The organism is Hylemonella sp. GW821-FHT12C09, assembly GCF_058807395.1.
The window spans coordinates 610,313-636,267 of record NZ_JBXAQQ010000001.1 but is presented as its reverse complement, the minus strand read 5'-3'; the positions used below and the strand labels follow the sequence as shown (position 1 = coordinate 636,267).

Genomic DNA, 25,955 nt, shown 5'->3' with positions numbered 1-25,955 from the left:
CGGCTGTAGGCGTGCAGGCCGGCTTTTTGCCCGGGTCAGAACAGATCGTCCTGGTCCGAGAACAAACTCATGACCGACTCGCCCTTGGCGATCCGGTGGATGGTTTCCGCAATCAGCGGTGCCACGTTCACCTGCCGGATCTTGGCGCAGCCGGTGGCGGCGGGGCTCAGCGGGATGGTGTTGGTCACCACCACCTCGTCCAGGGCCGTGCCCTTGGACAGGCGCTCGATCGCCGGACCCGAGAAGATCGGGTGCGTGCAATAGGCGTAGACCTTCTTGGCACCGCGCTCCTTGAGCACCTCGGCCGCCTTCACCAGCGTGCCGGCGGTGTCGATCATGTCGTCCATGATCACGCAGTTGCGGCCTTCGATTTCGCCGATCACGTGCATCACTTCGCTCACGTTGGCACGCGGGCGACGCTTGTCGATGATGGCCAGGTCGCAACCCAGCTGCTTGGCCAGCGCGCGCGCGCGCACCACACCGCCCACGTCGGGCGAGACCACGATCAGGTCTTCGTACTTTTTCAAGCGCAGGTCACCCAGCAGCACCGGCGAAGCGTAGATATTGTCCACCGGGATGTCGAAGAAGCCCTGGATCTGGTCGGCATGCAGGTCCATGGTCAGGACGCGGGCCACGCCCACGGTCTGCAGCATGTTGGCGACGACCTTGGCCGTGATCGGCACGCGCGTGGAGCGCGGGCGGCGGTCCTGGCGGGCGTAGCCGAAATAGGGGATGACGGCGCTGATGCGCTCGGCCGAGGCGCGCTTGAGCGCATCAACCATGATGAGCAGCTCCATCAGCGAGTCATTGGTCGGCGCGCAGGTGGACTGCACGACGAAGACGTCGCGGGCGCGCACGTTCTGGTTGATCTCGACGGTCACTTCGCCGTCGGAGAAGCGACCGACCGTAGCGGCACCCAGCGAGATGCCGAGGTGCTTGGCGATGTCGGCGGCCAATGCCGGGTTGGCATTGCCCGTGAAGAGCATGAAATCGGGGGGCGGAGCGACCTGCATGAACGATCCAGCGATGAGTGACTATTGACCCAGAAAAATTTGGCAGGGGAGAAAGGATTCGAACCTTTGCATGCTGGAATCAAAATCCAGTGCCTTAACCAACTTGGCGACTCCCCTACACAGGTCAACAGCTGAGTACAGCTGCCCACCGACTAACTCTTTTCGCTGGCCGCCCAACCGCTAAGCGGGTGCGCTTCCAGGCTGCAACACAACCGGGCCTGCAAGGTTTCCGGCGCCTTCGGAACACGCAGGTCAGGAGGTGCCCACGCAAACACAGCACTTCCCGAGCCTGTCATTCGTCCCGCGAGTCCCAGGGTGGCGAGCCACTCCAGAGCTTGCGTGACACCCGGGCAGAGCCGCTGGGCGACAGGCTGCAGGTCGTTGCGAGCTTCCATCAGAAAAGCTGGCGGGTCTGCAGCAAAGCCTGAAATTGTAGCAGGAATACTGTCGCGCTTCAAAGCCGGGTCCGAAAAAATCGCCCGCGTCTCCAGCCCGGCCTGCGGTTTGACCACCAGCACGTGGCGGCGCGGCAGTTCGACCGGGGTGATGGACTCGCCGATGCCCTCGACCCAGGCGTTGTGCCCGCGCAGGAAGAAGGGCACGTCGGCGCCCAGCTGCAGGCCGATGGCGCACAGCTGCTCCAGGCTGAGCCCGAGTTGCCACAGGCGGTTGAGTGCCAGCAGCGTCGAGGCGGCATCCGAGGAGCCGCCACCCAGGCCGGCCTGGGCCGGCAGCCGTTTCTCGATGGCAATATGTGCACCATGGGGTGTGCCGGTAGCGGTCTGCAGGGCCCGCGCGGCCCGCAGGATCAGGTCATCGGCCGGCAAGGGCGTCAGCAGGTCCTCGCGGCTCAGCCCGGCGGCGCGCTTTTCGAAATGCAGGGTGTCGGCCCAGTCGATCAGCATGAAGACCGATTGCAGCAGGTGGTAGCCGTCGGCGCGCCGGCCCGTGATGTGCAGGAAGAGGTTGAGCTTGGCCGGGGCCGGGATGTCGTGGAGCGACTGCATGCCCGGGATTATGGTTCGATGATGAGCCGCAGCTCGGCGGCCGGCGCAGGCTGGCTGCGTCGGGCCACCAGGCGGCCGGCCTCCAGTTGCGACAGGTCTGCCAACCAGCCGTCGGCGACCGCAGGCCGCCCCTGCAGCCACTCGAACAGCGCTGCGATCGGGATGGCCGTGCCGGTGGCTTCGGTGGCCAGGGCGTCCAGCGAATCAAAGGCGCGGGTCTGGCCGTTGTTGCGCAGCAAGGCCTGCTGCGGGCTCCAGCGCAGCTGGGCCAGTGTGGTGCCCAGGGGGGAGGACAGCATCAGCTCGCCGGCGCGGGGCTGGCCGCTGAGTTCGAAGCTGGCGAAGAAGGACGTCGGCTCCGGGCTGTTGTCGACCTTCAGAGCGAGGCGACCGCGCCAGTAGGTCTGGGCCTGGCCATCGGGGATGGGCGGGCGCAGGTTAGGCTGGGCACAGCCGGACAGCAGGGCCGCCAGGACGCAGAGCAGGCCGGCCGCGAGGATGCGCAGCGCGGACTTCACGGCTTGACGCGCAGGCGCTTGAGCGTCTCGACCAGCGTGTCGTTTTCGGCGTTGAGCTGCAGCCCCTCGCGCCACACGCTCAGGGCCTGTTCGCGCTGGCCCATGCTCCAGAGCACCTCGCCCAGGTGGGCGGCGATCTCGGCGTCGGGGCGCGCGCGATAGGCCTTCTGCAGCACGCGCAGAGCCTCGGCCTTGTTGCCTTCGCGAAACTCGACCCAGCCCAGGCTGTCGCTGATGAAGGGATCGTCGGGTGCGAATTCGAGCGCCTTGAGGATGAGCTGGCGTGCCTCGCCCAGGCGCACGCTGCGATCGGCGAAGGAATACCCCAGCGCGTTGTAGGCGTGGTGGTACTGGGGTTTTTCAGCAATGATCCGGCGCAGCAGGCGTTCCATCTCCTCCGGCCGTCCCAGCTTCTCGGCCAGCGTGGCCTGGTCGTAGACCAGGTCGTAGTCTGTCGGATCGCGTTGCGTGGCCTCGGCCAGCAGTGCGTAGGCCTGCGCATAGAGCCTGTTGTCGCGCAAGAGCTGGATCTCGCTGGAGAGCTTGACGCGTGCGTCGGCCGGTGAGCGCTCGGGCAGGTTGCGGATCAGTTCGCGCGCCTCGTCGATCTTGCCCTGGCGCGCCAGGATGCCGGCGCGCCGGCTCTGGGAGCGCACCAGGTCTTCTGGGCTGCTGATCCTGGCCAGCCAGGCTTCGGCTTGTTTGTAGTCCTTGCGCTGTTCGGCGATCTGGGCCAGCGAGAGGTAGGCCTGGGCCAGCGCACGGCTGGGCTCATCGACGCCGTTGCCGCGGCGCGCCTGCATCAGCTCCAGGAACTGCTTGAGCGAGCGCTCTGAGGGGTCGAGCCGGTTGTCTTGCAGCTCCAGCGTGCCACGGATCAGCCAGGCCTCGGCGTAATCGGGTTTTTCGCTGGTGACGATCTGGACCTGGGTGCCTGCTTCGGCGTAGCGCTGGGCATCGAGCAGCGCGCGCGCATAAGCCAGGCGCACTTCCACGAGGGGGCGGCCCTCCAGGTATTTGCGTACGACGGCTTCCGCCCCGGGCTGCTGGGGGGACATCAGTGCCAGGGCGAGCAGCACGGGCCCTTCGGCGCGTGCATCCTGTGACTGGCCGCGACGTGCGGCCTCCAGCGCGCCCGTGTTGTCCCCGTTCTCCAGGCGCATGCGGCCCACGGCGCTCCACGCGGCAGCGCCTGTGCTGCTGTTGCCCAGGTGCTCGGCCAGGGCCTGTTCCAGCATCTCGGTGGCGAGCTTCTTGTCGCTGCTGCGTGCGAAGTAACGCGGCAAGGTGAGAATGGTGAGAGCGCGTTCCTTGGGCTCGGCCAGGGCGATTTCGCGCTTGAGCGGCTCCACCGTCTCGTTCAGACGGTTCAGTCCGATCAGGATCTGCAGCACATAGCGGTTGGCATCGCGCGAATTGGGCTGGGCCTGCTTCCAGGCGCGTGCGGCCTGCAGGGCCGAATCGCCGGCGCGCGCCTGCAGCGAGATGTCGATGGCACGCTGGTACAGCCGCGCGTCGTTGGTCTTGCGCGCGGCATCCAGGATCAGGGAGTAGCCAACGCCGGCGTCGCCGCGTTGCGTGCTGAACTCCCCCACCAGCAACTGGTAGAAGAGCTCACCGTCGAGTGCCGAATTGGCCGGTGGCGTGATGGGGGCCGGGCCCGGCTGTTGCGCATGGACCGTCAGGGCGGCCGTCAACAGCAGGGGGAGGAGACGTAGGCGTGGGAACATCGAACCATAATAATCCAAGCCAGCTATCCCCCTGCCTGCCTACTGCCATGCCTGAATTGCCCGAAGTCGAAGCCACGCGCCTGAGTTTTGCCGACCGCATTACCGGGGCCGGCATCGTCTCGGCCTGGTGTGGCAAGCCCCTGCGCTGGCCGCTCGGATTGCCCGTTGCCAGACTCGCCGGGCGCCGCGTGCGGGGGGTGCGCCGGCGCGGCAAGTATTTGCTGCTCGATCTGGACGCCGGCCTGCTGCTCCTGCACCTGGGCATGTCGGGCAGCCTGAGTTTTGGCGCCAGCCTGCCGCCCCGTGGTGCGCATGACCACTTTGAACTCACCACCACCCATGGCACCCTGCGCCTGAACGACCCGCGCCGCTTCGGTGCCGTGGTCTGGGCGCCGGACCAGGACGCACCGCTGGCGCACAAGCTGCTCGGAGGCCTGGGCGTGGAGCCGCTGTCGGAGGACTTTGATGCCGCGGATTTTCATGCTGCCCTCAAGATGCGCAAGGCCGCGATCAAGCAGGTGCTGCTGGCCGGTGATGTGGTGGTGGGGGTGGGTAATATCTATGCGTCCGAGGCCCTGTTCCTGGCCGGCATCCGCCCCACCCTGAGTGCAGCCCGTCTGAGCCGGCCGCGGGCGCAAAAGCTGCATGCCGCCGTCCGCGATGTGCTGGGGCGGGCCCTGGCGGCGGGCGGCACCACGCTGAGGAACTACTCCAACGCGGTGGGTGAGCGCGGTAATTTCCAGTTCGAGGCCATGGTCTATGGCCGCGAGGGCCAGCCCTGCAGGGTATGCGGTACGCCGGTCAAAGCCATGCGGCAGGGGCAACGCGCGACATTTTTCTGCCCAAGCTGCCAGAAAACATGAAAAAACGCCGCTAACTCAGTGTTATATTGGAAAATCTGGCCTGAATACTAATAAGGCGAGGGGGATACCTTGGCGACGTCTTTCAACGAACAATTCGATCAGCACGGCACGTGGCGGCGTGAATTCGCCCTGCGCCTGAAGTTGCTGGGCGAATGGATGAAAGACCATGACCTGCTCGACGCCGCTGTCGAGGAGCGTCTGCATCGCCTGGAGATGCAGGTGCGCGCCGACAAGGTCATGGTGGCCTTCGTCGCCGAGTTCTCGCGCGGCAAGTCCGAACTGATCAACGCCATTTTCTTCGCCGGCTACGGTCGGCGCATCATGCCGGCCAGCGCCGGGCGCACCACCATGTGCCCGACCGAGATGGGCTACGACGCCGAGGTGCCGCCCTGCCTGCGCCTGCTGCCCATCGAGACCCGCCTGCAGCCCCAGTCCCTGATGGAATGGCGCATGGTCCCCGAGAAGTGGACCCGCGTCGACCTCGACGTCAACGACCCGCAGCAGCTGGCCATGGCGCTGGAGAAAGTCTCCGAGACCCGTCGGGTGACGCTGGAGGAGGCGCGCGCCCTGGGTTTCTGGAGCAGCCAGTCCCCGAACGACAGCCCGCTCATGGACGCCCAGGGCAAGGTCGAGGTGCCCAAGTGGCGCCACGCCCTCATCAACATCGCCCACCCCCTGCTCAAGCAGGGCCTGGTCATCCTGGACACCCCGGGTCTCAACGCCATCGGTGCCGAACCCGAACTGACGGTCAGTCTGGTGCCGCAGGCGCATGCCGTGGTCTTCATCCTGGGGGCCGATACCGGCGTCACCAAGTCCGACCTCGAGATCTGGCGCGAACACCTCATCACCGAGTCCGCGGTCGGGACCGACACCCGACTGGTCGTGCTCAACAAGATCGACTCGCTCTGGGACGCGTTGAGTTCGCCGGCCCAGATCCAGATGCAGATCGACCGCCAGCGCGCCACCACGGCCGAAATCCTCGGCCTGTCGCGCGAGCAGGTGCTGCCCGTCTCCGCCCAGAAGGGCCTGGTCGCCAAGGTCACCGACGACACCAAGCTGCTGCAGGCCAGCTGCCTGCCAGCGCTGGAAGAGGCGCTGGCCCAGCGCATCATGGGCCAGCGCCAGCGCATCCTGGGCGCGGCCGTGGCGGTTGGCATCTCGGACCTGCAGCTCGAAGTGGGCCGGGTGCTCAACATCCGCCGCCGCGACCTCAACGAGCAGATGCTCGAGCTCAAGGGCCTGCAAGGCAAGAACGCCGCCGTCATCAAGCACATGCGCCTGCGCATCTCGCAGGAGCAGGCCGAGTTCGACCGTGCCGGCGCCAAGATCCATGCCGTGCGTTCGGTGCATCTCAAGCTGCTGCGCGACGTGTTCGCGCTGCTGAGCACCAAGAGCCTGCGCGCCGAGATGAACCAGCTGATGCAGTCGCTGCTGCAGACCGGCCTCAAGCTGGGTGTCAAGAAATCCTATGGCGACACCTTCGATCGGCTGCGCGAGAACCTGCGCCGGGTGCAGTCGCTGATGGGCGAGATCCAGATCATGCTGGCCACCTCCTTCAAGCAGCTCAATGCCGAACAGGGCTTCTCGCTGCAGCCTCCGGCCGAGCCTTCGTTGCAGTCCTATATCGACAGCCTCGACCAGGTCGAGCGTGGTCATCTGCAGTACCTGGGTCTGGGCAACGCCTTCCGCCTGGCCCAGCCCGAGTTTGCCGACCGTCTGGTGCGCGCCCTGGCCACGCGCCTGCGCAGCGTCTACCAGTCGGCCCTTGGTGACGTGGAACTGTGGAGCAAGTCGGCTGCGGCCCAGCTCGACGCCCAACTGCGCGAGCGTCGTCGCAACTTCAGCCGCCGGCTCGAGGCCATCGACCGCATCCAGCAGGCCGCTGGCGGTCTGGATGAGCGCATCGCAGAAATCAACGAGCAATTCCGTGCGCTCGCCCAGCTCGATTCCAAGCTGCTTGAACTCACGGCCTACCTGATCCGGGCGCAGGACGTCACCAAGCCCAAAGACACGGTAGCTGCCGAACTGCAGGCCTCGTGAGCCGGCCTCGGCGCCTGTCTGCGGCGGCTTCTTCTGCCATGCCGGCCGATTGGAGTGCCCGGGTGCTGCGCTGGCAGGCCGTGCACGGCCGCAAGGACCTGCCCTGGCAGGGTACGCAGGATCCCTACCGGGTCTGGCTTTCCGAGATCATGCTGCAACAGACCCAGGTGGTCACGGTGCGCGACTATTACGTGCGTTTCCTGCAGCGTTTCCCCGATGTCAGGGCCCTGGCGGCCGCAAGCCTTGACGACGTGCTGGCCCTGTGGAGCGGCCTGGGCTACTACAGCCGCGCGCGCAATCTGCACGGCTGCGCCATCCAGGTGATGCAGGTCCATGGTGGCGCGTTTCCCCGCACGGCGGCTTTGCTCCAGACCTTGCCGGGCATCGGCCCGTCCACGGCCGCGGCGATCGCTTCCATCTGTTTCGGTGAACGGGCTGCCATCCTCGATGGCAACGTCAAGCGCGTGCTCACGCGCGCCCTGGGCTTTGGTGCCGACCTGGCCGTGGGCGCCAACGAACGTGCCCTCTGGGCCCTGGCCACGGAGCTGCTGCCGCAGCGCGACCTGGCGCATGCCATGCCGCGCTACACCCAGGCCGTGATGGACCTGGGCGCCACCGTCTGCCTGGCGCGCAAGCCCCTGTGCGAGACCTGCCCCATGCTGGGCGTCTGCGTGGCGCGGCGCGAAGGCCGGCCCGAAGGCTATCCGGTCAAGACACGCAAGCTCAAGCGCAGCGCACAGTCACTCTGGCTCCTGTGGGCGAGGACCCGCGACGAGGCGGTCTGGCTGCGCCAGCGGCCCACGCCGGGCGTCTGGGCTGGACTGTATTGCATGGAGCTGTTCGACAGTTTTGAGGCCTTGCAGGCGGCTGTGCCCGTGGCTTACCGGGACCGGTTACAGGAGTTGGCCATGTTCACCCATGTGCTCACGCACAAGGACCTGCACCTGCATCCGGTGTGCGTGCAGTTGCCGGCCCGCACGAAGCTGTCGCCAGAAGGTGGTTGGCAGGCGGTGGATGTCTGGCCCAAGCTGGGGCTGCCGGCCCCGGTGCGCAAACTGCTGCAGGGCTGAGGCGGGGGGTCAGCCGCCGATTTCGCGGTGGCGCCGCAGCGTGGCCCAGCGTGTGGCAAAACGGCGCGCCAGTTCCTCCACCAGATAGACCGAGCGATGCTGGCCGCCGGTGCAGCCGATGGCCACAGTCACGTAGCTGCGATGGTTCTGCGACATGGCGTCGAGCCAGTGCGTGAGAAAGGCCTCGATGTGTTCCAGCATGCGGGTCGCCTCGGGCTGGGCGCGCAAGAAGTTTGCCACCGGCTCGTCGCGGCCGGTCAAGGGACGCAACTCGGGCTCGTAATGCGGGTTGGGCAGCATGCGCACGTCGAACACATAGTCGGCGTCGACCGGGATGCCGCGTTTGTACGCGAAGGACTCGAACACCAGCGTGAGCTGGCTGCCGGGCAGCCGGATCACTTCCTTGATGTAACCCTGAAGCTGCGAAGGACGGATCAGGCTGGTGTCGATCACGTGGGCCTGTTCGCGCAGGGCTCCCAGCAACTCGCGTTCAAGCTCGATGGCTTCCACCAGCACGCGATTCAGGTCGACGTCTTCGCGCATGGCCTGGGAGAGCGGGTGCTTGCGCCGGGTTTCGGAATAACGGCGCACCAGGGTGTCGGTGGAGGCGTCGAGGAACAGCGGCTTGATCGCGATGCCTTGCCGGCGCAGCGTGGCCAGCAGCGCCGGCACCTGCGGCAGCGAGGTGGCGCTGCGCACGTCCATGGCAATGGCCACACGGCTGGCCTGGTGTTGCTGCTCCAGCGTCACGAAGGGCAGCAGCAGCTCGGGCGGCAGGTTGTCTACGCAGTAATAACCGGCGTCTTCCAGCGCATTGAGCGCCACCGACTTGCCGGAGCCGGACATGCCCGTGATCAGGACGATTTCCATGGCCATGGTCTTGCGCCCGCTGCACTCAGCTGCCGGACTGCAGCATTTCCTTGGCGTGGGCCAGTGTGGTGCTGGACAGGCGCTCGCCGCCGAGCATGCGCGCGATCTCGGCCACACGCGCCTCGCCCTGCACCGGTGTTACCGTGCTGAGCGTGACCTGGCCCTGGCGCTGCTTGGCCACCACCAGGTGGTGGTCGGCGCAGGCCGCCACCTGCGGCAGGTGCGTGACGGCCATGACCTGGCGGTCGCGGCCCAGCTGTTTCATGAGGCGGCCCACGGTCTCGGCCACGGCGCCGCCCACGCCGGCATCCACCTCGTCGAAGATCAGGGTTTGCGCCGTGCCGAGCTGGCTGGTGGTCACGGCAATGGCCAGGGCGATGCGCGAGAGCTCCCCGCCTGAAGCCACCTTGCCCACGGGGCGCGGCGTGCTGCCCGCGTGCCCGGCCACCAGGAAGCTCACCTCTTCCAGGCCGCTTTGCATGGGGTGTTCGGCCCTCTGCAGCGTCACTTCAAAGCGTCCGCCTTGCATGCCCAGGCCCTGCATGGCCTGGGTGATGGCCTGGGCCAACTTGGGTGCGGCCACGGCGCGTGCCTTGGAGACGGCCTGCGCCTGTTTCATATAGGCGGCCTGGGCCTGCTGCTCGGCGCTTTCCAGTGCGGCCAGATCGGCGGCGGCGTCGAGCTTGGCGAGTTCTTCCTTCCAGCCGGCGAGGGTGGCGGCCAGTTCCTCCGGGGGGCGCTTGTAACGACGCGCCAGCGACATCCAGGAGGTTATCCGAGTGTCGAGCTCGGCCAGGCGCTCCGGGTCCAGGTCGGTGCGGCGCAGATACGCGCGCAAAGTGTGCACACTGTCTTCCACCTGCGCCAGGCTGGAGTTCAATACCTCCGCCAGGGATTTGAATTCAGGCTCCAGATGCTCCTGATTTTGTAGCGTCTGGCGGGCGCTGCCCAGGGCGTGTGCGGCACCGCCGTCCTCGCCCTCGAGCGCGTCCAGTGCACCCTGGGCGGCATCGAGCAGGGCCTGGGCATGGGCCAGGCGGCTGTGGTCGGTGTTGAGCGTTTCCCATTCGCCGGCCTGGGGTGCGATTTTTTCGAGCTCGCTGATCTGCCAGCCCAAGCGCTCGCGTTCGCGCTGCAGGCTGTCCTGGGCCTTGCGGGCTTCGTCCAGCGTGGTCTGGGCCTCGCGCCATAGCCCCCAGCTGTGGCTCAGGGCGCTGGTGTCGAGCTGGGCATAGGCGTCGAGCAGGCCGCGCACAGCCTCGGCGCGCGTCAGGCTCTGCCAGGCATGCTGGCCGTGGATGTCGAAAAGGCGCTCGCCCAGCTCGCGCAGCTGGGTCGCGGTGGCCGGGCTGCCGTTGATCCAGGCGCGGCTTTTGCCTTGCGTGTCCACGGTACGGCGCAACAGCAGGGTGAAACCGGGGTCGAAGCCCGGGTCGAAACCGGCTTCTTCCAGCCAGCCCAGCAGGGCAGTGCATTCTCCGAACTCGGCGCTCACGTCGGTGCGGTTGGCACCTTCGCGGATCAGACCGGTGTCGGAGCGGGCCCCGGTGACGAGCTGCAGGGCGTCTATCAGGATGGACTTGCCGGCACCGGTCTCGCCGGTCAGCACGCTGAAACCGCTCTCGAGATCGAGCTCGAGTTCGCTGATGATGACGAAATCCCGCAGGACGATGCGCTTGAGGCTCATGAGCTCGTGATCCCTTCGTTCCAGTGCAGCTTCTGCCGCAGGGTGTCGAAATAGCTCCAGCCGCGCGGGTGCAGGAATCGCACACTGTGCTCCGAGCGGCGCACGATGATGCGGTCGCCGTGGTGCAGCGCGGACAGGGACTGCATGTCGAAGTTGGCAATGGCTTCGCGGTCCGATGCGATCTCGATGGCGACCTCGGACTGGCTGGACAGCACGATGGGGCGGTTGGACAGGGTATGCGGCGCGATCGGCGCCAGCACCCAGCCGGCGATGGCCGGGTGCAGGATGGGGCCGCCAGCCGACAGGGAGTAGGCCGTGGAGCCCGTCGGGGTGGCGATGATCAGGCCGTCGGCGCGCTGGTTGGCCACGAAGTGGCCGTCCACCTCGACGCGCAGCTCCACCATGCCCGAGGAGTTGCCGCGGTGCACCACCACATCGTTCATCGCCAGGGTATCGAACACGCAGTTGCCCTGGCGCAGCACGCGGGCGTGCATGAGCTGGCGCTTTTCCTCTTCGTATTCGCCGCGCAGCATGGGCGGCAGCACGGTCTCGAAGCTGCCGAAAGGAATGTCGGTCATGAAACCCAGCCGACCGTGGTTGATGCCGATCAGCGGCACGCCTGAGCTGGCCAGCTGCCGGCCGATGCCCAGCATGGTGCCGTCACCGCCCACCACCAGGACCAGATCGCATTGCTGGCTTATGGCGGCCAGATCCAGCACCGGGTGGCCGTCCAGCCCGGCGTTGGTCGCGGTCTGTTCTTCCACCACCACGGCACAACCCTGCGACTGCAGGAAGGCCGCGATGTCGGCCAGCGCCGGGCGCGCGCGGCTGCCCTGGCTGCCGCCGGCGACGGTCTGGTACTTGCCGATCAGGGCTACCTGGCGGAATCTGGAGTTCATTCGCAAATTACATCATTAAAATGATCCCATGCTCGATGACCGCGCCAAGTTGTTGTTGAAAACGCTGGTGGAACGCTACATTGCCGAAGGGCAACCCGTGGGCTCGCGTACGCTCTCGCGTGCGTCCGGTCTGGAGCTGTCGCCAGCGACCATCCGCAACGTGATGTCCGACCTGGAGGAGCTGGGCCTGATCGCCAGTCCGCACACCTCGGCCGGGCGCGTGCCCACGGCGCGCGGTTATCGCCTGTTTGTCGACACCATGCTCACCGCCCAGCGCGAGCAGATCGCCACGCCCAGCCTGACGCCGGACCAGCCGCAGAAGGTCATCTCCAGTGCCGCCAACCTGCTGTCTTCGCTGTCGCAGTTCGTCGGGGTGGTCATGTCGCCGCGCCGCTCCTCGGTGTTTCGCCACATCGAATTCCTGCGCCTGGGCGAGCGCCGCATCCTGGTCATCCTGGTGTCGCCGGAGGGCGACGTGCAGAACCGCGTCATCTTCACCGAGACGGACTATTCACCCTCGCAGCTGGTCGAGGCATCCAACTACCTCAACACCCACTACATGGGCCTGACGCTGGAGCAGGTGCGTGAACGCCTGCAGGGCGAGGTGGATACGCTGCGCGGGGAGATCGCCAAGCTGATGCAGGCGGCGGTGACGGTGGGCACCGAGGCCATGACGCAACCGCAGGACGAGGTGGTGATCTCAGGCGAGCGCAACCTGCTGGCCGTTTCCGATTTTTCCAGTGACATGAGCCATCTGCGTCGCGCTTTCGACCTGTTCGAGCAGAAGGCCCAACTGATGCGCCTGATGGATATTGCCGGTCAGGCCGAGGGCGTGCGCATCTTCATCGGCGGCGAAAGCCAGGTGGTGCCTTTCGAGGAGCTCTCCGTGGTCAGTGCCCCCTACGAGGTGGATGGCCAGGTGGTGGGCACGCTGGGCGTGATCGGCCCCACGCGCATGCCCTACGAGCGCATGATCCAGATTGTGGACATCACGTCCAAGCTGCTGGGCAACGCCCTGAGCCACCAGAAGTAGGCCCGTACAATCGTCTATTCGGTCGGGGCGTTAGCTCAGCTGGTTAGAGCAGGGGACTCATAATCCCTTGGTCGCAGGTTCAAGTCCTGCACGCCCTACCATTTGTACACAGGAGAACGGCTGTCATGGTCGTTCCCCTTTTCCAGATGGCGTAGCCAAAGCGTAGCCTGAAAGCACATTATCAAGCCTACTTGCGGCTTGCTGCAAGCCCTCCGGGGCAATGTGCGCATACCTCTCCACCATTGCCAGCGTTTTCCAGCCGCCTAGGCGTTGCAGCTCATGGGTAGGCGTGCCTGCCTGCCGGTGCCAGGTCGCGAAGGTATGCCGCAGGTCATGCCAGCGGAAATTTTCGATCCCAGCCCGTTCCAGAGCACCCCACCATGCCTTGGTGGACACGTTGACCACAGGCTTGCCGTTGTAGGTGAATACGTGGGTCGGATGCTTGCCGACCTGAGCGACCAAAACCGCCATGGCCACCTCGTTCAACGGGACGGCATGAGGCTTGCCGTTCTTGAACTTGCTGGCCGGTATCCATGCATGCCGACGATCCAGACTCACCTCGACCCATTCCAGCTGGGAGACGTTGGCCTGACGCAGACCCGTGGCGACCGTGAACAGCGCCATATCAGCCAGGTGAGGGGGTAGCTCCGAATGCAGCCGGTTGAACTCTTCGAAAGTCAGGGAGCGCACGCGACCCTCGGGTTCCTTGAAAAGCGAAACCTTCGGGATGCGATCGATCCACTCCCATTCGAAGTGGGCTTTGCGCAGGACGGAGCGGATCAGCGCAAGGTAACGATTGGCCGTACTCTCTGAACCGACCTTGAGTCGTTCAGCCTTGATACGGTCGATCAACTGGCGGTTGACCTCATCCAGATGCTTGTCGCCAAGGATGTGGTGCAGCCAACTCATGATGGCAATGTCTTTCGACTGCGAACGCTTGTGCGTCGTCTCGCTCAGAAACTTGCCTGCTGCCTCCTGCCAGGTCCGGCGCGATTTGACGCCGAGCTTGTCCTGCTCCCAGCGTTCGGCTTTGAGTTTGTCGTGGAACTCTTGGGCCTTGCGTTTGTTCGCAATCCCAGTGCTGACCTGTAGAGGTCCTGATTCGCCAGTGATTGGCGGTAGCTTGACCCACCAGTAGGGGGAGTCTTTTCTTCTGTAGAGGGACATTCAGGTTTCTCCTGAGTACCGGCTACAGACACACGCGAGAACGATTGTGCCACCAGATACTCGATCAGCAAAGATTCGACAAAGACCCAAGCCTTGCCCACCCTGCAGCCAGGTATGAAGCCAGCTCGCGCCCGCTCCTTGAGAGTCTGCGGATGGATGTGGAGCAGCTGGGCGGCTTCCGCAGCGTTGAGGGTGCGGGTGCTCATGGCGGTGACCAGGTCGAGTACGCGCCGTCGTGGAATCTGTCCGGTATCTCCCGGATGAGTGAGACGCTCAAGCCGTAGGGCATCAGCTTGACGAGGTAGGGAGACTCCAGCACTTCGCCGGTGGCATGAACAATCAGCCGACCGGAACGCCGTGCCAGCTCACCGACGCCGTAGCTGCGTTTTGCCCACTCAGGGAGGTTGAACCAGCCGCGCACCTTGCGCCCCTGTTCGGTGAGGCCGCCCACCCCGTAGAGGCGCAGACCCTTCGGAAAGCGGGTCAGCTCACCGAGCTTGGAGAGGTACTTCATGAGGTAGCCCACCCCCGCTCTGGCCTTCTCGGTATTGCTCATGCCGTGCTGCCAGAAGGCGCGGCGGCGACCTACCGGCCGGTCCCAGTGAGGCATGCTGATGCCGCGGGGAAGCCACGCCAACAGGTGGTAGTGGACGGCCCCCCTGCCTTGAAGCTCAGCCACCCATGTGTAGCGGCAAGGAATGCCTTGCTTGGTGCACCAATAGCGGTATCGGTCTAGGGAGCTTGCGATGTGCTGGGCGCGCCAGTCATCGACCCCGGCATAGGTCAGGGTGACGAACCAGCAAACGGAAGGTCTGGAGCCGTTCTCGGCCAAGCCGTGAAGGTGGCCGGAAGCCCAGACCGAACGCTTTAACCGTTTGACCCGCCGTTCGGCCACAGCCGAGGGAGCTAGGTTGATGGCCAAGTCGTGAGGACTTGTTTTAGATGTGACAAGCCCGGCGGCTGCGCCGCCAGGAGGCGCCCCGCAAGCGGGTGCGCTTCCTGACTGGGCAGGGTCGGGGGATGGGCATGAAACAACGGACGCAGACGCACACATGCGAACTCCAAGAAGTTGGGAATTCGCGACAGATGCGGTTGCGTCTGAAGAATTTGCCTATCGTGGTATCAACCGGCTGAGTACCTCGATCCCTGGCTGTGCTTCATTCCAGCGTGACTGGAGAACTCACTATTCGGGTGCCTGTGTGTAGGCTGTCGCTAGGGTGCAATGTAGCAGCCTACTGAATTGCATGTCAAGCGCAAGACCGAACGCTGCACGCACCCTTGACATGGTGCCCCTGTCCGGAACGCCGACCGCTACGCCCCCCGCCCCGTGCCCTCCGGTCCCGGTCGCGGGTGTCGTGACGGTAGCATCCCGTCCTACCCCATATCAAGGGCAAGCGCTACGCGTTGCGCGCAGCCTTGCCAGGTGAAGCGCGCTGAAACTCAGCCTCAAAGCGTGCGGCTTCTCTGCTGAGTGCAAGAGATGCGAAGTGGGACACAGGCAAGCCCATGGTTTCGCAGATAGTGCGAAGACGCTCGGACAAAGCTGGTTCAATCGAGACATGCAGAGTCGCTTTCTTGCGATTAGGCTTGTTATTCATCTGCATCTCCCATGTTGACAGCTGCGTCTGCAGCTGTCTCGCGCGCTGCATTCAGCGCATCCCGGAGCGTCCCGGACAGACCTGACTGAGCGGCAAGCGCGCCGTTACGCATGATGGTGATGGTCCAGTCTCCGTCGTGGTGGTCGTCCAAGTTCTGGCCGTCAATGGTGATTTGGATAGATTGATTCATGGCGATGAGAAAAAGAAAAGGCTTGGCAGGACGCGCTGAGAACTGATGTAGCAGGCCAGCAGAGCGCACGCGAAAAAGATGACTTCAATGCGGATGTTCATGGCTTTGCATGGGGGCACGCCCCCATACCCCGTTGGGCCGGGTCATAGCCACCTGCGCAGGAAAATGGCCTGCCGATGACTCAGCCAGTCCGTCACTGGTTCGGTCGCCCGGCCGTACCAGGTCGAGAGTCTCTCCAGCCCAAGCCGGTCTAGCCAGTAGCCGATCCAGTGAACGGAACGGTAAAGCCTGACTGACCAATGCCGCTGCAGCTGGGAACGGGCATCGTCGGCTCTCATGCGGGCCGCCACACGTTCAATATAGGGGTTCTCCATAGCGTAGCTCCTTCGTAGCTTCTGACAGCTGTTTGGGGCTACGCTTGGCACCCTGTGGCGCGGTGCGTGTGTCTGTAAGCCTTGGGTTTAGGGAAGCCAAAAGATCACGAGTCGCCCTCATAATCCCTTGGTCGCAGGTTCAAGTCCTGCACGCCCTACCATTTCATCCGGGTGCCAGGCGCAACTGGGGGAAAGTCATGCTACAATTGCGCTCTTCGCGGCTGTAGCTCAGTTGGATAGAGTACTTGGCTACGAACCAAGGGGTCGTGGGTTCAATTCCTGCCAGCCGCACCAAAACGGAAAAGCCTGCAACTGCAAAGTTGCAGGCTTTTTTCTTGAGTCAGACAATTTCCGGTCCACAGGACGATGCCATGAGCAAAGCCTTTACCCGAGAATCCGACAGCGAAGACGACGATGAAGCGCAACTGCCCGCCCTGCCGGTTGGCGGTAAGAACTACATCACGCCCGCCGGTTATGCGCGCCTGCGCGCCGAGTGGATGGCGCTGATCGACGACGAGCGGCCCAAGGTGGTGGAGATCGTGCATTGGGCGGCCAGCAATGGCGACCGTTCGGAGAATGGCGATTACCTCTACGGCAAGAAGCGCCTGCGCGAGATCGACCGGCGCATCCGTTTCCTGACCAAGCGGTTGGAGATCGCCGAGGTCACCGATCCCAGCGTGCACCATGGCAGCGACCAGGTCTTTTTCGGCGCCACCGTCACCTATGCCGATGGGGCCGGCCTGGAGCGCACCATCACCATCCTGGGCATCGACGAGGCCGACAGCCTGCAGGGCCAGGTCAGCTGGGTGGCGCCGGTGGCGCGCACCCTGCTCAAGGCGCGCGTGGGCGATGTCCTCAAGCTGGTGACGCCGGTCGGGGTGGAAGAGATCGAGGTGCTGGCAGTGCAGTACCCGGCGCCGGTCGCGGCGGGCTGATCAGGCGCCTGTTGCTGTGCTGCGTCGGGCCTGCAGCACCGAGGAGGTACGCTGCAGGTTGCGCAAGGCAGTTGCCAGGTGCTGGCGGTCGCGCACCGCGATGACAAAACGCAGGTCGGTGGTTTCCTGGGCCGCTTCCTGGCCCATGTCGATGTGGATGATGTCCGCTTCCGAGGCCGCCAGGGCCGACGCCACACGGGCCAGCACGCCCTTGCCGTTGTGGACCGTGACCACGATGCCGGTTTCGAAGGCACGCGCCGGCTCATCCGACCACTCCACGCCGATGAAACGTTCACTGTCCTTGTTGTGCAACTTGCGCGCCACGGCGCAGTCTTCAGCATGCACCACCAGGCCCTCGCCACGGCCAAGGTAGCCGACGATGACATCGCCCGGGATGGGGCGGCAGCAGCTGGCGTACTGGACCGAAGCGTTCTCGCTGCCATCCACGATCACCGTGCTGTGACCCGATGATTCGGCATTGAAGCGTTCGCGGGTCATCAGTACGGCATTGGGCTTCTCGCCGCTTTCACTCAGCAGGGTGGCCATGCGCTTGGCGACGATACCGGCAATGCGCTTGCCCAGGCCGATGTCGACCAGCAGTTCAGCGCGGTTGCGGTTGCCTGTGAAGCGCAGCAGCTTGTCCCAGATGCCGGCGCTCGTACCGTCGTCGGTGGGGAAGCGTTCGACGCCCTCGGCGCGCAGCGCCTGCAGCAGCAGTTTTTCGCCCAGCCCTTCGGACTCGGTCTGCGCCAGGGTCTTGAGGTGGTGGCGGATCTTGGAGCGTGCGCGGCCGGTGCGCACGAAACTCAGCCAGGCCGGGTTGGGCGCCGACACCGATGCGGTGACCACCTCGACCACGTCACCGTTCTTGAGCTCGGTGCGCAGCGGCACCTGTTCGCCATTGACCCGTGCGGCCATGGTGCGGTCGCCGATGTCGCTGTGGATGGCGTAGGCGAAGTCGACCACGGTGGCGCCGCGCGGCAGGGCCATGATCCGGCTCTTGGGCGTGAAGACGTAGACAGCGTCGGGGAACAGGTCCACCTTGACGTGGTCCCAGAATTCGGCGGCGTCGCGGGTTTCGTTCTGGATGTCCAGCAGGGACTGCAACCACTGCGCACCCAGGCGTGCGGTCATGGGGCTGTCGGGTTCGTTGGCCTTGTAGAGCCAGTGCGCCGCCACACCCGACTCGGCCACCACGTGCATGGCCTCGGTCCGGATCTGGAACTCGATGTTCACCCCCGAAGGGCCGACCAGGGTGGTGTGCAGGGACTGGTAGCCGTTGAGCTTGGGGATCGCGATGTGGTCCTTGAACTTGCCGGGCACCGGCTTGTAGAGCTGGTGCAGGGTGCCCATGGCGGTGTAGCAGTCGGACTGGCTGGGCACGAGCAGGCGGAAACCGTACATGTCGGTGATCTGCGCGAAGCTCAGGTGCTTTTCGTCCATCTTGCGGTAGATGGAATACAGCGTCTTCTCGCGCCCGCCGATGCGCACCGACATGTTGGCACTTTCGAAGGCGGTTTCGACTTCCTTGCGCACCTTCTGGATCAGGTCGCGGCGGCGGTTGCGGGCTCGCTCCAGCGCCTTCTCCAGCACGGCGTGGCGCCAGGGGTGCAGGTGGCGGAAGGACAGGTCCTGCAGTTCGCGGTAGGTCTGGTTCAGGCCCAGGCGGTAGGCGATGGGGGCGTAGATCTCCTGGGTTTCCGAGGCGATGCGCGCCCACTTGGCGCGCGGCACGTCCGCCAGGGTGCGCATGTTGTGGCTGCGGTCGGCCAGCTTGATGAGGATGACACGCACATCGCGCGCCATCGCCAGCAGCATCTTGCGGAAGGATTCGGCCTGGCTTTCCTCGCGCGTGTTGAACTGCAGCTTGTCCAGCTTGGTCAGGCCGTCCACCAGTTCGGCCACCGGTGAACCGAAGCGCTCGATCAGCTCGGCCTTGCTGACGCCGCAGTCTTCCAGGGCGTCATGCAGCAGGGCGGCCATCAGGGCCTGGGCGTCGAGTTTCCACTCGGCGCACTGGGCGGCCACGGCGATCGGGTGGGTGATATACGGTTCGCCGCTGTTGCGCAGCTGGCCCAGGTGGGCCTCGTCGGCAAAGCGGTAGGCCTGGCGTACCTGTTCCAGGTCCGGGGGCGAGAGGTAGTCCAGGCGGGCCGTGAGGCTGGCGAAGCTTGCCGCCGCCGCATTGGCCGCAGCCGGTCCGGCCGGGCCAGGGGGACTCGGGTTATGGGGACTGGCGGCTGGGGCCTGGAGGATGGCGCTCACCCCTCGAATATATAGCGGCGCGCTCTATTCAGGGGCCGGGCAATAAAAAAGCACCGCTGACGGTGCTTTTTTGGGGGGAGGCGGTAACGGCCTCAGATCGGGACTTTCTTGAGCATTTCCAGGCCGATCTTGCCTTCGGCGATCTCGCGCAGGGCGGTCACGCCCGGCTTGTTCTTGCTCTCGATCTTGGGCGCGTGGCCCTGGCTGAGCATGCGGGCGCGGTAGGTCGCGGCCAGCACGAGCTGGAAGCGGTTGGGGATCTGCTGCAGGCAGTCTTCGACGGTGATACGGGCCATGTGTTTACTCCAGTGGACCGGGAGAATCCGGCATCAGGGCAGGCGCAGTGCCTGGAAAGTGTCGGGCCGGGCCCGGCGCTGGGCCGGATACCGGAGCCGCTGGGCATGGACCACCAATTGGAGGTCGGCCAGCGCGCGCTCGAACAAGTCATTGATTATAACGAAATCGAAGTTCGGGGCCTGGGCCACCTCGGTGGTGGCATTCTCCAGCCGCAGGGCGATCACTTCGGCGGCGTCCTCGCCGCGCTTGACCAGCCGGGCACGCAGTTCTTCCCAGCTCGGCGGCAGGATAAAGATGGTGACGGCGTCCGGGAACAGCTTCTTGATCTGCATGGCGCCCTGGTAGTCGATTTCCAGCACGATGTCGGCGCCGGCCCGGATCTGGTCCTCGATGGCCTGGCGCGAGGTGCCGTAGCGGTGGCTGTGCACATGGGCCCATTCGACAAAGGCGTCGGCCTGGACCATGGCGTCGAAGGCGGCAGGGGAGACGAAGTAGTACTCGCGCCCGTTCTGCTCCTGCCCGCGCGGCGAGCGCGTGGTGTGCGAGACCGACAGCTGCAGGCGGTCGTCCTGCGCCAGCAGGGCCTTGACCAGGGTGGACTTGCCGGCCCCGCTGGGGGCGGCGATGACGTAGAGGTTGCCGGGGTGTTCCATGGATGAATCTTAATGCGGCAGGTTTCGCCGCCGGGCCGCCCCAAGGCGAAACGTGCTCCCTCCGGGGGCAGCGACCCGCGTGGCGGCGGAGCGTGGGCGCATCATTTCATTCCAGGTTCTGGACCTGCTCGCGCATCTGCTCGATCAGCACCTTCATGTCCACCGAGATGCGGGTCAGGTCCAGCGCGGCCGATTTGGAGCCCAGGGTGTTGGCTTCACGGTGCAGTTCCTGGATCAGGAAGTCCAGGCGTTTGCCGACCTCGCCGCCTTTCTTGATCAGGCGCTCGATTTCGTCCAGGTGAGAGGCCAGGCGCGTCAGTTCCTCGGCCACGTCGATGCGGATGGCATAGGCGGTGGCTTCAGTGAGCGCCCGCTCCTGGGCCGCCTGCGGCGGCGTGGCGCCATCGGTCAGGGCCATGGCCTCCTGCCAGCGCTCCAGGAAGCGCTGACGCTGTTGCTCCACCAGCAGGGGCAGCATGGGGCCGGCCTGGGTGGCCAGCTGGCGCAGCTGGGCGATGTGGCCCAGCAGCATGGTGGCCAGGCGCGCGCCTTCGCGCGCACGGGATTGCACCAGGGCGTCCAGCGCTTCGGTCGCCAGGGCCTGCAGGGCCGGGCCCCAGTCCTGGCCGGCGCCCTGTTCGCCGGAGGCCAGCTTGAGGATGTCGGCCACGCTCAGGCCCCGGGCGTCAGGCAGCCAGGACTTCACGCTGTCCTGCAGGGTGTTGAGGCGCTGCAACAGGCGCGGGCTGGGCTCGGCCACGTTGCCAGCCACGGTGGATTCGACGAAGGCGCGCAGTTCGACCTTGCCGCGCTTGAGCCGGCCCTGCACCAGTTCGCGCAGGGCGGGCTCGTGGGTGCGCAGTTCTTCGGACAGGCGCAGGCTGAAGTCCAGGAAGCGGCCGTTGACGGAGCGGATTTCCAGGCCGAGGCGCACCGGCGCCGCGGTGCTGTCTGTGCCGGTACCTGCGCCTTGTTGGGCGCTGGCGTAGCCGGTCATGCTGTAAACTGGCATGGCGTTTTCTTGATCTGTATAACGACCCCGAGAATAACCGGATTGGGCCCGGTCATCGGAGTAGCCCAACGAGAATGATGTCCAAGGTCAAACCAGCACCCTTATCTCCGGAGACCCTGATCGGCGGTTACCGTGTCGTCCGCAAGGTGGCAGCCGGAGGCTTTGGCGTTGTGTACCTGGCCATCGACCCGGAGGGCCAGCAGGTCGCGATCAAGGAATACCTGCCGGCTTCCCTCGTGGCCCGTGGGCCCGGCGAACTGCTGCCCCAGGTCACGACCGAAAAACTCTCGCTCTATCGTCTTGGCCTTAAGAGCTTTTTCGAGGAAGGCCGCTCGCTCGCACAGATCTCCCACCCCTCGGTGGTCAGCGTGCTGAACTTCTTCCGCGAGAACGAGACCGTCTACATGGTGATGAACTACCTGGAGGGCGCGTCCCTGCAGGATTTCATCATCACCGCGCGCGACCAGAAGCAGCAGAAGGTGTTCCGCGAGTCCACCATCCGCTCGCTGTTCGACGAGATCCTGCGCGGTTTGCGCATCGTCCACCAGCACAAGATGCTGCACCTGGACATCAAGCCGGCCAACATCTTCATCACCGACGACAACCGCTCGGTGCTGATCGACTTCGGCGCCGCGCGCGAGGTGCTGAGCAAGGAAGGCAACTTCATCCGTCCCATGTACACGCCCGGTTTTGCGGCGCCCGAGATGTACCGGCGCGACGCCGCCATGGGGCCGTGGACCGACATCTACGCCATCGGCGCCTGCATCTATGCATGCATGCAGGGCTACCCGCCCAACGAGGCACCCCAGCGCCTTGAGAAGGACCGCCTGACCACTGCACTGGCGCGCCTGCGTGGCGTCTATTCCGACAACCTGATCGAGGTGGTGGAATGGACCATGGCGCTGGACCCCCTGTCGCGCCCGCAATCGGTATTCGCCTTGCAGAAAGAACTTAGCCGCGAGGGTGAGCGTCGTTACACCAAGCTCAGCATGGCCGAAAAGATGCGCCTGCAGTTCGACACCATGGTGGCCGATACCAAGAAGAGCGTCAAAAGCGTGACCGGCGCGCCCGTCGCCCGACAGAAATGAAATTTTCCGTTTTCCAGATCAGTCGCAGGGGCGGGCGTGGCACCAACGAAGACCGCATGGGCTACTGCTACACGCGTGACGCTGCGCTGTTCCTGCTGGCCGACGGCATGGGGGGCCACCCGGAAGGCGAGGTGGCGGCCCAGCTCGCGCTGCAGGTGGTCTCGGCCGCCTTCCAGCAGGAAACCAAGACCGGCATCAAGGACCCGCGCGCCTTCCTGGCGTCGTCGATCCTGCTGGCGCATCGCCAGATCCTGACGTATGCCGCCAGCAAGAACATGCTGGATACCCCGCGCACCACTTTCGTGGCGGCACTGATCCAGGGCGACAGCGTGTGCTGGGTGCACTGCGGCGATTCGCGCCTGTACATGGTGCGCGACGGCGAGATGCTGGCGCGCACCCGCGACCATTCCTATATGGAGCAGCGTCAGGACGAAGTGCCGCCCGGGGCCAAGACCGGCGAGAAGACCAATCGCAACGTGCTCTTCACCTGCCTGGGTTCGCCGGCCAACCCGGTGTTCGATGTCATGGGGCCGATCAACCTGCAGCAGAGCGACCGCATCCTGCTGTGCTCGGACGGCCTGTGGAGCGCCTTGTCGGACATCGAGATCACCTATGACCTGGGACTCAAGCCGGTCGCGCGCGCCGTGCCCGACCTGGTCGACAAGGCGCTGGAGAAAGCCGGCGCCAGCAGCGACAACGTGACCGTGATCGCCATGGAGTGGGAGACACCCGACGGCTTCGAGGAGACCCGTGGCAGTGTCACCACGGACAGCATCAACGACGGCGTCTTCGCCTCCACGGTGCAGGCCGGCGGCGTGGAGGGCCTCGTTGAGGACCTGGACGACGAGGCCATCGAACGCTCGATCGCCGAGATCAACGAAGCGATCCGCCGCACCGCCGCGCGCCGCAACAACTGAGTGCCGCGCACCCGGCGGCATCGCCCTTTCTTCTTCAGGTGAAGCCATGACTGAATTTGCACGTAGCGGCGGTCGCGCTGCTGGCCAGTTGCGCCCGGTGCGCATCACGCGCAGCTACACCATCCACGCCGAAGGCTCGGTGCTCATCGAGTTCGGCAATACCAAGGTACTCTGCACCGCTTCGGTGGAAGAGCGCGTACCACCGCACAAGAAGGGCAGCGGCGAGGGCTGGGTGACGGCCGAATACGGCATGCTTCCGCGCGCCACCCACACCCGTAGCGACCGCGAGGCCGCGCGCGGCAAGCAGACCGGTCGCACGCAGGAGATCCAGCGCCTGATCGGTCGCTCCCTGCGTGCCGTTTTCGATCTGAAGAAGCTGGGCGAGCGCACCATCACCCTGGACTGCGACGTGTTGCAGGCCGACGGCGGCACGCGCACCGCCGCCATCACCGGCGCTTTTGTCGCCGCGCAGGATGCGGTCAACACATTGCTGGCCGCCGGCAAACTCACCGCCTCGCCCATCACGGGTCACGTGGCCGCCATCTCGGTGGGCATCGTGCAGGGCACGCCCTTGCTGGACCTGGAGTACACCGAAGACTCGGCCTGCGATACCGACATGAACGTGGTGATGACGGGCGCGGGCCACTACATCGAGGTGCAGGGCACGGCTGAGGGCGCGGCCTTCAGCCGCCAGGAGATGGACCGCCTGCTGGCGCTGGCCGAGTCGGGCGTCAAGGAGCTGGTGCGCCTGCAAGACGAGGCGCTGAAGTCCTGATGAACAAGATCGTCCTCGCTTCCAACAACGCCGGCAAGCTGCGCGAGTTGCAGGACATGCTGGCGCCGCTCGGCCTGGCGCTGGTGCGCCAGGGTGAACTGAACATCCCCGAAGCCGAGGAGCCGTTTCGTACCTTCCTGGAAAACGCCCTGGCCAAGGCCCGCCATGCCGCGAAACTCAGCGGCTTGCCTGCCATCGCGGACGACGCAGGCCTGTGCGTGGACGCCTTCGGCGGCCTGCCCGGCGTCGACACGGCCTACTACGCCACGCAGTTCGGTTACGCCAAGGGTGACGACAACAACGTCACGGCCCTGCTGGAGCAGATGAAAAATATCAGCAACCGCCGCGCCGCCATGGTCAGTACCCTGGTCGCCCTGCGTTCGGCCGACGATCCCGAGCCGTTGGTGGCCGTGGGCCGCGTAAAAGGCGAGATCGCGCGTGAGCGCCTGGGCACGAACGGCTTCGGCTTCGACCCGGTGATGTACATCCCCGAGTTCGGCAAAACCTTTGCCGAGCTGCCGATCGAGGTCAAGAACGCCAACAGCCACCGTGGCCGCGCTGCCAAGGCCATGGTCGAGCTGATCCGCGAGCGTTGGTTGACATGAAACACCCCTGTGCCGGCTGTCGCCGTCTCCCCCTCAAGGGGGCAACACCAGTGGCCCGGCAAAGCCGGTTCCACGGTGTTTCCCGGTTAGATCATTGCGCAGGTTGCGCGCTTCCAGTCCTCGTGGCACAGGGCTGACTCTCAACATGCACGACATCCAGCACTACCTGCGCCCCGGTACGCTGCAGCTGGCGAGCCTGCCGCCGCTCTCTCTCTACGTGCACCTGCCCTGGTGTCTCAAGAAGTGCCCGTATTGCGATTTCAACTCGCATGAGATGCGCGCGGCCGACATGCCCGAGCAGCGTTACCTCGACGCGCTCGTGGCCGATCTGGAAAGCGCGCTGCCGCTGGTCTGGGGGCGTACCGTGCACAGCATCTTCCTGGGTGGCGGCACGCCCAGCCTGTTTGCGCCTGAGTCCATCGCCCGCCTGCTGTCCGACATCCGTGCGCGGCTCAAGCTCTCGGCCGACTGCGAGATCACGCTGGAGGCCAATCCCGGCACTTTCGAGAAGGAGCGCTTCCGCGCCTTCCGCGATGCGGGCGTGACGCGCCTGTCGGTGGGCGTGCAGAGCTTCAAGGACGAGCACCTGCGGCGCATCGGCCGGGTGCACGACAGCGCCCAGGCCATCGCCGCGCTGGAAGAGGCCGCGCGCAGTTTCGACACCTGGAACCTCGACCTCATGTACGCGCTGCCGGGCCAGAGCCTAGAGGACCTGCGCCAGGAAATCGACCAGGCCCTGGCCTTTGCACCGCCCCATCTCTCGATCTACCACCTGACCATCGAGCCCAATACCTACTTCGCCAAACACCCGCCCCAGATCCCCGAGGACGACACCGCCTACGCCATGCTGGACCTGATCACCGAGCGCACCGGCCTGGCCGGCCTGCAGCGCTACGAGGTCTCGGCCTATGCGCGCACCGGCCACCATTGCCGGCACAACCTCAATTACTGGCAGTACGGTGATTACCTGGGCATCGGCGCCGGCGCGCACGGCAAGATCAGTTTTGCGCACCGCATCGTGCGCCAGGTGCGCACACGCGAGCCGCGCCTGTACATGGAGCGCGCGCTGGCCGGCAACGCCGTCTCGCAGGAAGAGGAGGTCAAGCGCGCAGACCTGCCCTTCGAGTTCATGCTCAACGCCCTGCGCCTGCGCCAGGGTTTTGCCCTGGGCGAGTTCAGCGAACGCACCGGTCTGGCCATCACGGCCATCACGCGCCAGCTGGAAGAAGCGGAGCGCAAAGGCTGGATCACGCGCGACTTGCAGCGTGTCCAGCCCACCGCGCGCGGCTTCGACTTCCTCAGCGATCTGCAGGGTTTGTTCCTTCCCGATCCCGCCTGACGCCGGCTAT

General features: G+C 65.4%; 24 protein-coding genes, 3 tRNA genes and 1 pseudogene. 12 read left to right on the top strand and 16 right to left on the bottom strand.

All coding sequences use genetic code 11. The features are described from left to right. Positions 1-35 precede the first annotated feature (35 nt). From AC1RRP_RS03140 to AC1RRP_RS03120, 5 genes are all read right to left on the bottom strand, one after another. A complete protein-coding gene (locus tag AC1RRP_RS03140; protein ID WP_057674956.1) occupies positions 36-1,013 on the bottom strand; it encodes a ribose-phosphate pyrophosphokinase in 978 nt (325 codons plus the stop codon). A gap of 40 nt (positions 1,014-1,053) precedes the next feature. Further along, positions 1,054-1,130: transfer RNA gene (locus AC1RRP_RS03135), tRNA-Gln, on the bottom strand. A gap of 35 nt (positions 1,131-1,165) precedes the next feature. After that, a complete protein-coding gene (gene ispE, locus AC1RRP_RS03130; protein WP_493033113.1) occupies positions 1,166-2,020 on the bottom strand; it encodes a 4-(cytidine 5'-diphospho)-2-C-methyl-D-erythritol kinase in 855 nt (284 codons plus the stop codon). An 8-nt stretch (positions 2,021-2,028) separates the two neighbouring features. Next, a complete protein-coding gene (locus AC1RRP_RS03125) occupies positions 2,029-2,538 on the bottom strand; it encodes a lipoprotein insertase outer membrane protein LolB (protein ID WP_493033111.1) in 510 nt (169 codons plus the stop codon). Continuing rightward, positions 2,535-4,268: a tetratricopeptide repeat protein gene (locus AC1RRP_RS03120; protein ID WP_493033109.1), complete on the bottom strand. Its 1,734-nt coding sequence runs from the start codon at positions 4,266-4,268 to the stop codon at positions 2,535-2,537. The genes AC1RRP_RS03125 and AC1RRP_RS03120 overlap by 4 nt, the downstream gene beginning before the upstream one ends. A 47-nt stretch (positions 4,269-4,315) precedes the next feature. Here AC1RRP_RS03120 and mutM point away from each other — a divergent pair, with 47 nt between their 5' ends. From mutM to mutY, 3 genes are all read left to right on the top strand, one after another. Continuing rightward, positions 4,316-5,131: a bifunctional DNA-formamidopyrimidine glycosylase/DNA-(apurinic or apyrimidinic site) lyase gene (gene mutM, locus AC1RRP_RS03115; protein WP_493033107.1), complete on the top strand. Its 816-nt coding sequence runs from the start codon at positions 4,316-4,318 to the stop codon at positions 5,129-5,131. Positions 5,132-5,200: 69 nt separating this feature from the next. Continuing rightward, complete coding sequence (locus AC1RRP_RS03110; protein WP_493033105.1) at positions 5,201-7,171, top strand: dynamin family protein; 1,971 nt, start codon at positions 5,201-5,203, stop codon at positions 7,169-7,171. 38 nt (positions 7,172-7,209) lie between these two features. Continuing rightward, complete coding sequence (gene mutY, locus AC1RRP_RS03105; RefSeq protein ID WP_493033102.1) at positions 7,210-8,241, top strand: A/G-specific adenine glycosylase; 1,032 nt, start codon at positions 7,210-7,212, stop codon at positions 8,239-8,241. Between the two features lie 9 nt (positions 8,242-8,250). Here the strand turns inward: mutY and rapZ are convergent, their stop codons facing one another. Genes rapZ through AC1RRP_RS03090 form a run of 3 tightly spaced genes read right to left on the bottom strand, consistent with a single transcriptional unit; the run spans position 8,251 to position 11,697 of the window. Beyond that, positions 8,251-9,117 carry an RNase adapter RapZ gene (rapZ, locus tag AC1RRP_RS03100; protein WP_493033101.1) on the bottom strand — a complete coding sequence of 289 codons (867 nt, stop codon included), beginning with the start codon at positions 9,115-9,117 and terminating at the stop codon, positions 8,251-8,253. A 19-nt stretch (positions 9,118-9,136) separates the two neighbouring features. Next, entirely contained in the window at positions 9,137-10,798 is a 1,662-nt protein-coding gene (gene recN / locus AC1RRP_RS03095; protein WP_493033100.1) for a DNA repair protein RecN, read from the bottom strand. Beyond that, positions 10,795-11,697 (bottom strand): NAD kinase, encoded by a 903-nt coding sequence (locus AC1RRP_RS03090; RefSeq protein ID WP_493033098.1) that lies wholly within the window; start codon positions 11,695-11,697, stop codon positions 10,795-10,797. The genes recN and AC1RRP_RS03090 overlap by 4 nt, the downstream gene beginning before the upstream one ends. A gap of 28 nt (positions 11,698-11,725) precedes the next feature. Here AC1RRP_RS03090 and hrcA point away from each other — a divergent pair, with 28 nt between their 5' ends. Then, entirely contained in the window at positions 11,726-12,730 is a 1,005-nt protein-coding gene (hrcA, locus tag AC1RRP_RS03085; protein WP_493033096.1) for a heat-inducible transcriptional repressor HrcA, read from the top strand. 24 nt (positions 12,731-12,754) lie between these two features. Continuing rightward, positions 12,755-12,831, top strand: a tRNA-Ile gene (locus AC1RRP_RS03080). Positions 12,832-12,853: 22 nt separating this feature from the next. Here AC1RRP_RS03080 and AC1RRP_RS03075 read toward each other — a convergent pair. The 4 genes and pseudogenes from AC1RRP_RS03075 to AC1RRP_RS03060 all read right to left on the bottom strand — a co-directional run bounded on the left by AC1RRP_RS03075 (position 12,854) and on the right by AC1RRP_RS03060 (position 15,685). Then, on the bottom strand, positions 12,854-13,897 hold the full coding sequence (locus tag AC1RRP_RS03075) for a tyrosine-type recombinase/integrase (protein ID WP_493033094.1): 1,044 nt from the start codon (positions 13,895-13,897) through the stop codon (positions 12,854-12,856). A 65-nt stretch (positions 13,898-13,962) separates the two neighbouring features. Further along, positions 13,963-14,103: pseudogene (locus tag AC1RRP_RS03070) on the bottom strand (helix-turn-helix domain-containing protein); the annotation flags it as partial. Beyond that, the gene (locus tag AC1RRP_RS03065) at positions 14,100-14,729 is read right to left on the bottom strand and encodes a rolling circle replication-associated protein (protein WP_493033092.1); all 630 of its coding nucleotides are present in this window, start codon (positions 14,727-14,729) and stop codon (positions 14,100-14,102) included. The pseudogene AC1RRP_RS03070 and the gene AC1RRP_RS03065, both read right to left, overlap by 4 nt. 758 nt (positions 14,730-15,487) lie before the next feature. Then, positions 15,488-15,685, bottom strand: a complete 198-nt coding sequence (locus AC1RRP_RS03060; protein ID WP_493033091.1) for a hypothetical protein — start codon at positions 15,683-15,685, stop codon at positions 15,488-15,490. Positions 15,686-16,276: 591 nt separating this feature from the next. Here AC1RRP_RS03060 and AC1RRP_RS03055 point away from each other — a divergent pair. Together AC1RRP_RS03055 and greB are read left to right on the top strand one after the other, a co-directional pair. Then, positions 16,277-16,353: transfer RNA gene (locus tag AC1RRP_RS03055), tRNA-Arg, on the top strand. Between the two features lie 77 nt (positions 16,354-16,430). Next, positions 16,431-16,994, top strand: a complete 564-nt coding sequence (gene greB, locus AC1RRP_RS03050) for a transcription elongation factor GreB (RefSeq protein ID WP_493033089.1) — start codon at positions 16,431-16,433, stop codon at positions 16,992-16,994. On the opposite strand, the gene AC1RRP_RS03045 is transcribed toward greB, so the two are convergent. From AC1RRP_RS03045 to AC1RRP_RS03030, 4 genes are all read right to left on the bottom strand, one after another. Continuing rightward, positions 16,995-19,250, bottom strand: coding sequence for a RelA/SpoT family protein (locus AC1RRP_RS03045; protein ID WP_493033436.1), 2,256 nt, complete (start codon positions 19,248-19,250; stop codon positions 16,995-16,997). Positions 19,251-19,351: 101 nt separating this feature from the next. Then, positions 19,352-19,555 carry a DNA-directed RNA polymerase subunit omega gene (gene rpoZ, locus AC1RRP_RS03040; RefSeq protein ID WP_057674977.1) on the bottom strand — a complete coding sequence of 68 codons (204 nt, stop codon included), beginning with the start codon at positions 19,553-19,555 and terminating at the stop codon, positions 19,352-19,354. A gap of 33 nt (positions 19,556-19,588) precedes the next feature. Next, positions 19,589-20,209 (bottom strand): guanylate kinase, encoded by a 621-nt coding sequence (gmk, locus tag AC1RRP_RS03035; RefSeq protein WP_493033087.1) that lies wholly within the window; start codon positions 20,207-20,209, stop codon positions 19,589-19,591. Positions 20,210-20,315: 106 nt separating this feature from the next. Next, positions 20,316-21,221 (bottom strand): YicC/YloC family endoribonuclease, encoded by a 906-nt coding sequence (locus AC1RRP_RS03030; protein WP_493033085.1) that lies wholly within the window; start codon positions 21,219-21,221, stop codon positions 20,316-20,318. Between the two features lie 77 nt (positions 21,222-21,298). On the opposite strand from AC1RRP_RS03030, the gene AC1RRP_RS03025 reads away from it, so the two are divergent. From AC1RRP_RS03025 to hemW, 5 genes are all read left to right on the top strand, one after another. Continuing rightward, positions 21,299-22,309 carry a serine/threonine protein kinase gene (locus AC1RRP_RS03025; RefSeq protein ID WP_493033434.1) on the top strand — a complete coding sequence of 337 codons (1,011 nt, stop codon included), beginning with the start codon at positions 21,299-21,301 and terminating at the stop codon, positions 22,307-22,309. Continuing rightward, positions 22,306-23,226, top strand: a complete 921-nt coding sequence (locus AC1RRP_RS03020; protein ID WP_493033083.1) for a PP2C family protein-serine/threonine phosphatase — start codon at positions 22,306-22,308, stop codon at positions 23,224-23,226. Before AC1RRP_RS03025 ends, AC1RRP_RS03020 begins: the two co-directional genes overlap by 4 nt. 46 nt (positions 23,227-23,272) lie before the next feature. Next, positions 23,273-24,001, top strand: coding sequence for a ribonuclease PH (rph, locus tag AC1RRP_RS03015; protein WP_493033081.1), 729 nt, complete (start codon positions 23,273-23,275; stop codon positions 23,999-24,001). Further along, the gene (gene rdgB, locus AC1RRP_RS03010; protein WP_493033080.1) at positions 24,001-24,606 is read left to right on the top strand and encodes an RdgB/HAM1 family non-canonical purine NTP pyrophosphatase; all 606 of its coding nucleotides are present in this window, start codon (positions 24,001-24,003) and stop codon (positions 24,604-24,606) included. The genes rph and rdgB overlap by 1 nt, the downstream gene beginning before the upstream one ends. Positions 24,607-24,751: 145 nt before the next feature. Further along, the gene (gene hemW, locus AC1RRP_RS03005; RefSeq protein ID WP_493033077.1) at positions 24,752-25,945 is read left to right on the top strand and encodes a radical SAM family heme chaperone HemW; all 1,194 of its coding nucleotides are present in this window, start codon (positions 24,752-24,754) and stop codon (positions 25,943-25,945) included. Positions 25,946-25,955: the final 10 nt, after the last annotated feature.